General features: G+C 72.9%; 10 protein-coding genes. 3 read left to right on the plus strand and 7 right to left on the minus strand.

Annotation, left to right across the window (positions count from 1 at the left end; all coding sequences use genetic code 11):
* Positions 1 to 28 precede the first annotated feature (28 nt).
* The 6 genes from CCL05_RS22565 to CCL05_RS22590 form a co-directional block, all read right to left on the minus strand.
* Entirely contained in the window at positions 29 to 493 is a 465-nt protein-coding gene (locus tag CCL05_RS22565) for a GNAT family N-acetyltransferase (protein WP_244204361.1), read from the minus strand.
* Between the two features lie 208 nt (positions 494 to 701).
* Positions 702 to 1,298, minus strand: a complete 597-nt coding sequence (locus tag CCL05_RS22570; protein ID WP_086562298.1) for a flavodoxin family protein — start codon at positions 1,296 to 1,298, stop codon at positions 702 to 704.
* Positions 1,299 to 1,337: 39 nt separating this feature from the next.
* Entirely contained in the window at positions 1,338 to 2,936 is a 1,599-nt protein-coding gene (locus tag CCL05_RS22575; RefSeq protein ID WP_086562299.1) for an FAD-dependent monooxygenase, read from the minus strand.
* On the minus strand, positions 2,933 to 3,130 hold the full coding sequence (locus CCL05_RS22580) for a hypothetical protein (RefSeq protein ID WP_086562300.1): 198 nt from the start codon (positions 3,128 to 3,130) through the stop codon (positions 2,933 to 2,935). The genes CCL05_RS22575 and CCL05_RS22580 overlap by 4 nt, the downstream gene beginning before the upstream one ends.
* A gap of 68 nt (positions 3,131 to 3,198) precedes the next feature.
* Entirely contained in the window at positions 3,199 to 4,488 is a 1,290-nt protein-coding gene (locus tag CCL05_RS22585; protein ID WP_086562301.1) for a 3-hydroxybenzoate 6-monooxygenase, read from the minus strand.
* A 392-nt stretch (positions 4,489 to 4,880) separates the two neighbouring features.
* Positions 4,881 to 5,699 carry an isocitrate lyase/PEP mutase family protein gene (locus CCL05_RS22590; protein WP_086562302.1) on the minus strand — a complete coding sequence of 273 codons (819 nt, stop codon included), beginning with the start codon at positions 5,697 to 5,699 and terminating at the stop codon, positions 4,881 to 4,883.
* 371 nt (positions 5,700 to 6,070) lie between these two features.
* On the opposite strand from CCL05_RS22590, the gene CCL05_RS22595 reads away from it, so the two are divergent.
* Together CCL05_RS22595 and CCL05_RS22600 are read left to right on the plus strand one after the other, a co-directional pair.
* On the plus strand, positions 6,071 to 6,937 hold the full coding sequence (locus tag CCL05_RS22595) for an arylamine N-acetyltransferase family protein (RefSeq protein WP_158102479.1): 867 nt from the start codon (positions 6,071 to 6,073) through the stop codon (positions 6,935 to 6,937).
* 29 nt (positions 6,938 to 6,966) lie between these two features.
* Positions 6,967 to 7,911 carry an NAD-dependent epimerase/dehydratase family protein gene (locus CCL05_RS22600; protein WP_086562304.1) on the plus strand — a complete coding sequence of 315 codons (945 nt, stop codon included), beginning with the start codon at positions 6,967 to 6,969 and terminating at the stop codon, positions 7,909 to 7,911.
* A gap of 350 nt (positions 7,912 to 8,261) precedes the next feature.
* Here CCL05_RS22600 and CCL05_RS44875 read toward each other — a convergent pair whose 3' ends face one another.
* Positions 8,262 to 9,023: an SGNH/GDSL hydrolase family protein gene (locus CCL05_RS44875; RefSeq protein WP_158102480.1), complete on the minus strand. Its 762-nt coding sequence runs from the start codon at positions 9,021 to 9,023 to the stop codon at positions 8,262 to 8,264.
* A gap of 415 nt (positions 9,024 to 9,438) precedes the next feature.
* On the opposite strand from CCL05_RS44875, the gene CCL05_RS22610 reads away from it, so the two are divergent.
* Positions 9,439 to 10,659, plus strand: a complete 1,221-nt coding sequence (locus CCL05_RS22610; RefSeq protein ID WP_244204362.1) for an IS701 family transposase — start codon at positions 9,439 to 9,441, stop codon at positions 10,657 to 10,659.
* Positions 10,660 to 10,813 lie beyond the last annotated feature (154 nt).

Raw genomic sequence — 10,813 nt, forward strand, 5'->3', positions numbered from 1 at the left:
GCGGGTGCGGGCGCGTGGCAGGGGCGGGTCAGCGCAGGCCGTCGAGCCTGAAATGGAAGGCCGCGATGCGCATCTGGCGTGCGTGGTAGAAACGGTGGGCGGTGTGGTTGGTGACGCCCGAGTCGAGTTCGACGGCGACACAGCCTGCGGTACGGGCACGCTCGACGACCTCCTCCAGCAGCCTCGCCCCGATCCCGGTCGACCGGTGGCCGGGGTCGGTCACCAGGTCCTCGACCAGGAGGATCCGTCCCCGGCTGGTGGCCAGGGTGCGGTGGGTGGCCACGCCCGCGCAGGTGCCGTCCTCGAGGTAGGCGGCGGTGAACACCAGCCCCTGTCGGTGCGCTTCGGCGGCGAAGCAGTCGAAGGCCTCCGCGGTCAGCTCCGGTCGCAGGATGCGCACGAGCGGGCGCACGTCGTTCCGCATCCGCGGGGTGCCGGGTGTGACGTCGATGAGAAGCGGCCCGTCGACGTCGGGGTGCCGGGCGCCCGTCACGGCTTCGGCACCCGGGGAACGGTGTCCCGGAAGGCCAGTTGCCGGGACTCGGCCGTCACACTCGGGGGTGTGGTCACGCGTGGGGATCTCGTCCGTCCGCATGGTGTCTCCTCTTCTCGCTGCTGCTCGATGCCGGTGACGGGAAGCACGGGGCGCTGCCGCCGGCCCCCGGTACCGAGGGCCGGCGGCAGCGCCGTGCCGTGTTGGGTCAGCGGACCGCGGAGGCCACCGGCGTCGCGGTCAGCGCGGCGGCGACGCGGGCGACCCGCGCCCCGAGGTGGAAGGCGGTCTGGGCGTCGGCCTTGGACACCTCCTCCGGCCCCCGGTCGGTGTCCGTCTGGGCGCCGGTGCCGAGGGTGATGCCCAGGCGGTTCAGGTCGTGCTCGGAGGCGGTGCTGGCGCTCCAGCCGGGCAGCAGGTCGAGGTTGACCCAGTGCATCCCGTGCTGGGCGGCGAAGATCGAGAAGTACTGCAGGGTGTGCAGCTTGTCCCCGCTCATCGACCCGGAGACGGTGAACCCGGAGGCCACCTTCCCGGTCCAGGCGCGTTTGGCCCAGCGGCCCGACGTCGACTCGGCGAAGACGTGGAAGGCGGCCGACGCGCTGCCCAGGTAGGTGGGGGCGCCGAAGACGATGGCGTCGGCGGCGTCGAGGGCGGCCCACTGCTCGGGCGTGATGGTGTCGACGGGGACCGGCACGGTCCTGGCCCCCGCCTCGGCCACTCCGTCCCCCACGGCCTCGGCGAGCACCGCGGTGTGTCCATAGCCGGAGTGATAGGCGATGGCCACGGTCGTGTCGGTGGTCATGACTCTCCTTCCAGGGAGTGATGGTGTGCTGCGGGCCGGTCAGGTCCGGGGCAGCAGCACTTCGTCCAGTTCGGACTCCAGGCGGTCCAGGTCGCGTTCGTGTCCGTGGGCGGCGATGTGCCCGTCGGGCCGGACCAGGTGGTAGTGGGCCTCGGGGCAGGCACCGAACGACGCGAGTTCGCGGCGGCCCAGCGGCAGCACCCGCAGGCGCCGGCGCCGCGCCGCGATCCGCTCGATCTCCTCGAGCCACCTGGCGTGACACCCGGTGGGCGGCGTGACGACGACGAGTGTCCACCCGGAGGGGTCCGCCGACGGGCCGCTCATGGCGTGCGCCAGCGCGACCTGCCGGGGGAAGACCGAGCCGACGCGCAGGCCGCCGGGGAGCCGACCGCGCAGCGCGCACCGGTGCCGGCGGGAAGGGAGCTGGGTGGTGCGCACGACCTCGTAGGCGAGCCGCCGCCCGGCGAGGACGGGCGCGTAGAACCGGGTGACGGCGCCGGTGCGGTCGGCCAGACGGAACAGGGCGTCACGGGTGATCACTTTGGCCCGGCTCCCCGCCATCCAGGCGCGGGTCTGCATGTCGGTGTCGCGCACGATGCGCCGGGTGATGTGGATGCGCTCGGCGCCGTAGTCGCGTAGCAGCGAGGAAGGCGAGTCGCCGTGGATCACCGCGGCCAGCTTCCAGGCCAGGTTGTGCGCGTCCTGCAGGCCGTTGTTCATCCCCTGGCCGCCCGCGGGACTGTGCACGTGCGCCGCGTCGCCCATCAGGAAGATCCGGCCGCGCTGGAAGTCCGTGGCGCGCCGGGCGTGCACCCGGAAGACGCTCTGCCAGACGGGGTCGGTCAGCCTGATGCCGCGCGGGCCGCGCTCGTCGACCAGTTTCTGCATCATCGGGACGCCGACCTCCTGGGCCGCTCTCGGCAGCACGCACAGGAAGCGGAAGACACCGTCCGGCATCGGCACGATGACCAGGGTGCCCGAGGGGGCTTGGTAGTAGCGGATCTCGTTGGCCGGCAGGTGCCCCTCGATGTGGGTGTCGACCAGGGCGAACGCCATCTCGTACGTGCTGCCCTCGAACCCGGTGCCCAGCTGGCCGCGCACCGCGCTGCCCGCTCCGTCGGCTCCGATCAGGAAGGGGACGCGGACGCGTTCGACGCCACCGTCGTGGTGTTCGAGGACGGCGGTGACCCCGTCGGTGGCGTCGATGCGGCCGGAGTAGTCGACGTCGTCCACAGCGAGGAGCCGTACGCCGCGCTCGACCTTGCCGCCCAGCGCGTGGAAGCGTTCGGTCAGCAGCCGTTCGGTCTCGTACTGGGGCAGGCTGAGGGCGGCGTACTCGGCGGGGATGGGGAAGGAGGCCAGCGGGCGGCGGTCGGAGAAGTAACTCCAGGTGTCCACGCGGACCGACGCCGCGCGCAGGCCCTCCCCCACGCCCAGGTCGTCGAGCACGTCCACGGCCCGGGGCCACAGCGACAGCGCCTTGGGGACCGCCGTGGGCTCCAGGTCCCGGTCGACCACGCGGATCTTGACGCCGCGGCGCAGCAGTTCGCAGCCGGCGAGCAGTCCGGTGGGCCCGGCACCGACGACGAGGACGTCCACGTCGCCCGCCGGGCGGGCCCGGTCCTTCAACTCGGTCATGCGGCACGCTCCTTGCCTTCGCTGAGCCGGCGGGCGGGTCCGACGCGCTGCACCTTCGTCGTGGCGGTGCGCGGCGGTTCGCTCAGCGGCAGCTGGACGGGGTCGGCGAGCCGGGGCAGGTCCGCCACGGCGGTGCGCCGGCTGGGCTGCTGCAACGCGGAACCGAGGCCTATGTCGTCCAGGGTGTTGTCCACTGAAGATCTCCGAAGGGTGCGAGGCGAGTTCAGCCGCGAGATGTGCCGGGAAATGGGCCGGCGGGCGGTCATCGGACGGGGAAGCCGTCGACGCCGGCGCTGCCCTGCGTGGACGGTGCGAAGGTGTGTGCGGGAACGAGGGGTCCGTCCGCCCCGAGTTCCGACGGGCGGCCCAGGCCCTGCGGCGGGCCGAAGTCGCCGCCGTGCAGCCATTCGATTGCGTCGTACAGCTCGTCCACGGACATCGACGAGAGCATCGTGTTGCGCGCCACGGCCGCCTCGCCCGCGGGGTGGCAGAGGCGTCCCATGTCCCTGGCGGCGGTCTGGGCGCGGGCGGTGCGCTCGCACCGCGCTGCGTTGTACTCGGCCAGGCGCAGCGGGACGTCGTCGGAGGTCATGCCGGCCATCACCTCGCCGAGGACGACGGCGTCCTCCAGCGCCATGCAGGCGCCCTGGGCGGCGTACTGCAGCATCGGGTGCGCGGCGTCGCCGAGCAGGGTGACGCGACCGGTGCACCAGTCCGGGACCGGGTCCCGGTCGCACAGCACCCAGGACCGCCACTGCTCCCCGAGCCGCAGCAGGGCGAGGGCGGTGTCGCACACCTCCGGAAAACCGTCCAGGACCCGTTCCTTGCGGACCGGTTCGGCGACCAGGGCTTCGGTGGCGCCGTTGTCGCGGGTGGCGGCCAGGTTCAGGAACTCGCCGCCGCCGATGGGGTAGTGGACGAAGTGCCACTTGGGACCCGCCCACAGGGTCACCGTGTTCCACCGCAGTTCCTCGGGGACGCGCTCCATCGGGATCACGGAACGGTAGATGGTGTGGCCCGACACCCTGGGCGACCCGTCTCCGATCAGCCGGGCCCGGATGGCGGAGCGGATGCCGTCCGCGCCGATCAGGGCGACACCCGAGTACCGTTCACCGGTCCGGGTGACGGCCGTGGCCCGGCCTCCCGTCCACTCGTAGGCCCGCACGTCCTTGCCGGCGAGCAGTTCGATGCGGTCGGAGGCGCGGCAGGCGTCCAGCAGCGGCTGGTAGAGGTCGGCACGGTGCACCACGGCGTACGGGTTCGCGAACCGTTTGCGGTAGGAGTCGGTGAGCGGCATCCGGGCGACCGTCCGGCCGGTCGTGCCGTCCATGAAGCACAGCGCGTCGATGAACACGGCGCGGCTGCGCACCGCGTCGCCGACCCCGAGCCGGTCGAGCGCGCGGAAGCCGTTCGGCGCGATCTGGATCCCGGCCCCGTATTCGGCGAAGGTGTCCCTGCGTTCGAGGACGGTGACCTCGTGGCCGTGCGCGGCCAGGCTCACCGCCGCGGCCAGCCCGCCGATGCCGCCTCCGGCGACGACTATCTTCGACATCGCTCTTCGTCTCCTCGGTATCTGTCCAGGTGGGCACTTGAGCTGTGACGCCCTGTCACCCGTGGCCGCTCGGCGGAACCCGGCTGCTGCCGCACGGCTGGTGCGGCACGGCGGCCGGTGGCTGGTGGGGGGAGCGGACGGCCTGTCGTCCCTCGGAGAGGAAGGCCCTGGCGGGACGGCGGCTCGGGAACGTCGGTGAAGACGGTTCCATGCTGTGCATTCAAGACAGACGCGGCAACGCACCTGCGACCCACTTCGTCATGTCGGAACGGCGGTGCAGGTGGGCCCGCCCGGTGGCCGCGGAAGCGGCCGTGCCCCTCGGTCCGAGGGCCGAGGGGCACGGTCGTGGCGGGTGAGAAGGCGGTCGGCGGACGGTCGCGGGCGTGTCCGGATCAGGCCGGGCGCCGCTTCAGGAACTCGGCGTACGGATCGTCGCCGCGGCGAATCTTTTCCGCCAGGCCCTCGAGGACCATCAGTGTCGCCATGTGCAGCCCGGGGCCGAACGTGACGCGGACCACGCCGAGTTCGGCCAGGCGGGGAAGCGCGGGCGTCTGCGGCAGATACATGATGTTGACGGGCCCGGGGATGCGCTCCACGAGGGCGGCGATCGTCTCCTCCTCGGCCGCGAAGACGGGGAACACCGAGTCGGCTCCGGCTTCCAGATAGGCGCGAGCGCGCCGTACGGCCTCCTCGATCCGCTCCTGTTCGGGCGTCTCGGGCGGGAACGCGCCCGGCTCCCACACGTCCACCCGGGCGTTGACGTAGAGCGGGACGCCGGCCTCGTCGGCGGCGTGCCGGACCTCGGCCAGGAAGGCGGCCTGGGAGTCGACGTCGACCAGTTCGGTGCCCGGGTGGGCGGTGTCCTCGATGTTGCAGCCGGCCGCTCCGGCCGCCAGGAGCCGGGCCACGACGTCCTTGCCGGGCAGGCCGTAGCCCGCTTCGACGTCCACGGTCACCGGTACGTCGACGGCACGGGTGATGCGTGCGGCCGCGGCCAGCATCTCCTCGGCCGGGGCGCCCTGGTGGTCGGTGAAGCCGAGGCTCTCCGCGACGGCCTTGCTGCCCGTGGCGAGCGCCGGGAAGCCCGCATCGGCCAGCACCCGGGCGCTGGCGGCGTCCCACGCGTTGGGCAGGACCAACGGCCTGTCGCCGTGCAGCTCCCGCAGCTTCTCCGCCTTGGCGACGAGTACCGCCGCGTCAACCGTTGCCATGGGGTTCTCCTCGATGCTGTTCTTCGGCAGCCGTTCCCGCCGGCCCGTCCGTGCGCGTGGCTGCGCGGGCCGTCGCGGCGGGACCGCTCTCACGGGCGGACACCCCACCGGAAGAACCGGCCGGGGGCCACGGGCGGGGCCCGAGTCCGTCATGTCGGAGTGCCGGGCGAGTTGACAGATTCGGCCTTCCGCGAAGCGCCCGCCGGTGTCCCGCTGCCACACTTCTGCACCGTCCGAGTCGTTCGCGGCCGGCCGCGAACGCGCCCACGGGCCCGTTTCCGTCCCGTCCGGAACAGCAGATCTCCTCCCGTCAGGCCCGGGCCCTCCCCTTCCGTCCTGCCCGGGCCTTTCCTCTCGAAAGGGCAGTGCCGTTGACTATCACGAGCGTGGGCGACTCCGGCCCGGACACGATATGGGGCAGCGACCAGCTGGACCTGGACGCCTATCTGCGGCGCATCGGCCACGACGGGCCGCGCACCGCCACCTTCGACACCCTGCGGGCGGTGCACCGCGGCCATCTGGCGGCCATCGGCTTCCTGGCCGACGGCATCGACCGCGACCAGCTGCCGCTCGACATCAAGTCCCTTCAGGACAAGCTGGTGCACGGCGGTGAGGGCGGTTCGTGCTACGAGCACAACCTGCTGTTCACCGCCGTACTGACCCGCCTCGGCTTCCGCGTGACGTGCCATCTGGCACGCGTACGGCGCGGCAACACCACAGACATCCGCTTCCGTTCGCACACGACGCTGGTGGCCGAGGCCGGTGGCGAGCGGTGGCTCGTCGACGTGGGCTTCGGGGACGAGGGTCCCTTGGAGCCGATCCCGTTCCGGGACGGCGCCACACTGACGGTCGGCGGCTGGCAGTGGCGGCTGGACGACGACGGCGGGGAGTGGGTGCTCCGTTCCCTGCACCAGGACGGCTGGTTCGACGTGTACGCCTTCACCACCGAGGCGCAGTACCCGATCGATCTCGAGGTCGCCGCACACTTCTCGATGACGAGCCCCCGATCGGTGTTCCGCGGTCACGTCGTCGCCATGCGCGTCGGTCCCGAGGTCCGCCATGTGCTGCGCGACCGTGTCCTGGAGACGCGCTACCCGCACTTCGACGACGAACGCCGGATCATCCCCGCCGAGGACGTCGTGCCGACGCTGCGTGACGTGCTCGGTATGTCCATCCCCGACGACCAGGCGGCCAAGGTGACCGCTCACCTGGCCCGGAACCGCTCCGCGGCGCGGTAGCGACCTGCCCAGCGACAAGAGGAACTGACATGAGGATTCTGGTAGCCGGCGTCACCGGAGCCATCGGACAGCAGCTCGCGAGCCAGTTGCTCGCCGCGGGCCACGAGGTGGTGGGACTGGCCCGCTCCAAGGGCCGGGCCGCCGACCTGGAGAACTCCGGTGTGCAGATGGTCTACGGCGACGCCCTGGACCGCGACTGGGTCCGGACGACGACGCGCCGGACCGCGCCGGACGCGGTGGTGCACCTGCTCACCGCCATCCCGGCGAACCCCAACCCCAAGCGGGTGGACAAGGAGTTCGCGCTCACGAACCGGCTGCGCACCGAGGGGACCCGCAACCTCGTGGACGCCGCCGCGGAGGCCGGCGTCAAGCGCTTCATCGCCCAGAGCATCGCGTTCGTCAACGAGCCGGGCCAGGGGCCCGCCGACGAGGACGCGCCGTTCCTGAGCAACCCGCCGCAGGCCTACCGGCCCGTGCTGGAGGCGGTCCGGGAACTGGAGCGCGTCACCCGGGCGGCCGGGGGGCTGGTGCTGCGCTTCGGGCACCTCTACGGCCCGGGCACCGGCTTCGCCCCCGACGGCCCGTTCGTCGCGCAGGTGCGGGCCGGGAAGGTCCCGGTGGTCAGCGGCGGACACTCGGTCTTCTCCTTCACGCACACCACCGACGCCGCCTCCGCGATCGTCGCCGCACTGAGCGCCGACACGGACGTGTCCGTGCTCAACGTCGTCGACGACGAGCCGGCGCCCGTGCATGTGTGGCTCCCGGAACTCGCCCGGATTCTGGGTGCCCCGAAGCCCAAGTCGGCGCCCGCCTTCCTGGCCCGGTTCGCGGTCGGCGGCTGGGGCGTGCTGTACCTGACGGGTCTGCGCGGCGCCTCCAACGCCCGCGCCCGCCGCGTCCTGTCCTGGGAGCCGCGCTTCACCTCATGGCGCGACGGCTTCGCGGCGGACCTCGGCGCGACGGCGGACGCCTGACGGACGCGCGTACGACGGCGGTGAACTCCGGCCGGGCGACCAGCGGTCGCCCGGCCGACACGTCTGCCCCGGGGCCGCACGCGCCGCACGGCCGGTCGTCACCGTACGGACGGGACTCGTACGGACGATCCCGCCGGGTCAGTAGTCGAACGGGCGGGATCCGGCGCGGCCGACGGCAGCCGCCCACCGCCGGTCCGAGACTGCGGCGGCGCGCGCCGCCGCCCGCGCAGCGGTGCGCCACCGGAACCGGCACGCAGCTGGCGGTGATGCGACCCGGACTGCGGCGCCGACACGGGCCGCTTCGGCACCCGGCCTCCCAACGGGCCCGCGGCCTTCGTCCCGGCCCGTCCTCAGGACTCGTGCCCGCCCTCGTGCCGGCATTCCGGCACCGGGCGGGCGAGCCACGGTGCGTGGTAGTCGCGCAACCACCCCTCACCGCTGCGGCGCAGCCGGACGAGTGACGTTCCCGGCTCACGCAGCAGCCGGCCCTCGGAGACGGTGTTGCGCAGCCCGAGCACCCGGGCCGCCTGTGCGGCGACCTGGCGGTGGCCCGCCGGGGACAGACAGAGCTCGCCCGTTTCCCAGGCGCGCCGGTCCTGCAGCGCGCGCAGCGACCACAGGTCCACCACCGGGCAGCCGTACCGGTCGGCGATGGCCCGCACGTGCGCGGTGTACGTGGCGGTCCTGCCGCGCAGGTGGCGCAGTCCGGGGATCGGGCGCGGATCGAAGCCGGTGAACAGCAGCACGGTGCGGGCGTGGGCGGACAGTCGCGCCACCGCCTCCTCGGTGCGTTCCGCGAGCGCGTCGGGGTCGCCGTCGGCGAGCAGCAGGTCGGCGTTGCCCGCCCAGAAGCTGACCAGGTCGGGCGGGCACCTCCGGACGACTGCCAGTTGGTCGCTCCCGGTGCCGTTCAGGAACCGTCCGCGCGCCGGCTTCAGGTAGTGCAGCACACCGTCGGGCCGCTCCTCGGCGAGCAGCACGGCGAGCCGGTCGGCCCAGTCGGTCGGCGCGCCGTCGGTCGCGGGGACCTCACGGGCCGCGTCCAGAGCGTCGCCGACGGCCGTGTACGACTCGGTACGGCGCCTGTCACCCGTTCTGGATGGTGTGGTCACGTCGGGACTTCTCACCTCTCGGGCCCTGCGGGCCGTGTCCACCGCCTCGACGGCCGGGCGGAGTGAACCGCCGCCGAGACATCGGCGGCGGACAGAATGCCGTACTCCGCGAGACCGCCAGGCGATGGTCCGGCCGTTTGCCGACGAACGGTAGAGGCCCGGGCCGAATCCGTCACCTAGCGGCGCCCGTACAGGCGTTTTCCTGCCGTCTTCCGCTGTGGGGGTGATCCGGCCACACCCCTGACCGGCGGTCCGGCCCGCCGCCGTGGCCCGGTGCGGCGCCCGGCGGGCGCGCTGGTGGCCCGGGCACCGGCGGGCCCGGCGACTAGGTGTTCGGCGCACCTCGTGCCGGAACGGGCCCGGATACGACGGTGGTCGTGCAGCCGCAGGGTTGTCCGACCGGATGGAGAGCGTTGTGAACACGTCTGATGTCACGCGGGAGACTTTCGCCGAACTGGGCTTGAAGCGTCTTCGGGTCCACGAACTCACCGACAGTGCGATCTGCGACGACGTCCTCACCGAACTCCGCGACGCCCTCTCCGCCCGGTTCCGCAGGAAGGACCAGCGGCAGAAGGCCGACCAGTATCTGCAGGGGCTGCTGTTCGCCGAAGGCCGCAAGTCGATCCGCAACATCGCCGCGCATGTGGGCGGTGCGGGCGCCGAGCAGAGCCTGCACCATTTCATCTCCAGTTCGACGTGGGACTGGCGTCCGATACGGGCCGACCTCGCGGCATATGTGGAGCGGGCCGGGGCGCCGCGGGCCTGGGTGGTGCGCTCGCTGCACATCCCGAAGGCCGGGGAGCACACCGTGGGCGTGGACCGGTTGTTCGCCCCCCGGTTGGGCCACATGTTCCGTGGCCAGCAGGCGTTCGGCCTGTGGTTCGCCTCGCAGGAGATGAGCGTTCCGGTCAACTGGCGTCTGCTCCTGACCGAGCAGTGGGTAACGGATCACGAACGGCGTGCACGGGCCGAGGTTCCCCAGGAGGCCGGGCGGGAGACGCCGGAGGAGTGCGCCGTCGCCGTGGCCCTCGACACCGCGCGGAACTGGAACGTCACGCGCCGGCCGGTCCTGCTGGACCTGCGCGGCAGCGCCGTCCGCCCGACGCTGGCGCGGCTCGCCCGGGCCCGGGTGCCCGTCGTCGGCCGGATCGGGGCGTCCTGCCGCCTGACGGTGGCCGACCAGGCACTGCCCGGTTTCGGCGCGGGGCCGCTGCCCGCCCAGCAGATCATGGAGTCGACGAAGGGACTGCGCCGTCCGGTGCACTGGCTCGACCCGGCACGCCGCAACACCTCGCAGACCTCCCTCGCCTCGGTGGTACGGGTGTCGCTGCTGGACCCGCAGGCGGGCCGGCAGCGTCCGATGCTGCTCCTCGGGGAGTGGCGCGACCCGCAGCGCCCGCCGGCCCGGCTGTGGTTGACCGACCTGATGAACGCGCCGGTGGCCCCACTGCTCCGGCTGACGAAGCTGACCCGCCGGGTGCACCGGGACTTCACCGAGACCGGTGAGGAGGTCGGGCTGCGCGACTTCGTGGGACGGTCCTACCGGGGCTGGCACCGGCACATCACCCTCGCCTCGGCGGCCCACGCGGCGGTCGTGCTGTCCACCGACGGTCTCGGCCTGGAACACGTGGCCTAGGACGTGCGGACACGCCCTAGGTCGTGTCCGCACGTCCTAGGCCACGTGTTCCAGGCCGAGACCGTCGGTGGACAGCACGACCGCCGCGTGGGCCGCCGAGGCGAGGGTGATGTGCCGGTGCCAGCCCCGGTAGGACCGTCCCACGAAGTCGCGC

The organism is Streptomyces africanus, assembly GCF_002150735.1.
Lineage (GTDB): Bacteria > Actinomycetota > Actinomycetes > Streptomycetales > Streptomycetaceae > Streptomyces > Streptomyces africanus.

Coding starts and splice junctions, on each gene's coding strand:
- CCL05_RS22590 (WP_086562302.1), bottom strand. CDS start 5,699: ATGGCAACGGTTGACGCGGCGGTACTCGTCGCCAAGGCGGAGAAGCTG.
- CCL05_RS22575 (WP_086562299.1), bottom strand. CDS start 2,936: ATGACCGAGTTGAAGGACCGGGCCCGCCCGGCGGGCGACGTGGACGTC.
- CCL05_RS22585 (WP_086562301.1), bottom strand. CDS start 4,488: ATGTCGAAGATAGTCGTCGCCGGAGGCGGCATCGGCGGGCTGGCCGCG.
- CCL05_RS22600 (WP_086562304.1), top strand. CDS start 6,967: ATGAGGATTCTGGTAGCCGGCGTCACCGGAGCCATCGGACAGCAGCTC.
- CCL05_RS22570 (WP_086562298.1), bottom strand. CDS start 1,298: ATGACCACCGACACGACCGTGGCCATCGCCTATCACTCCGGCTATGGA.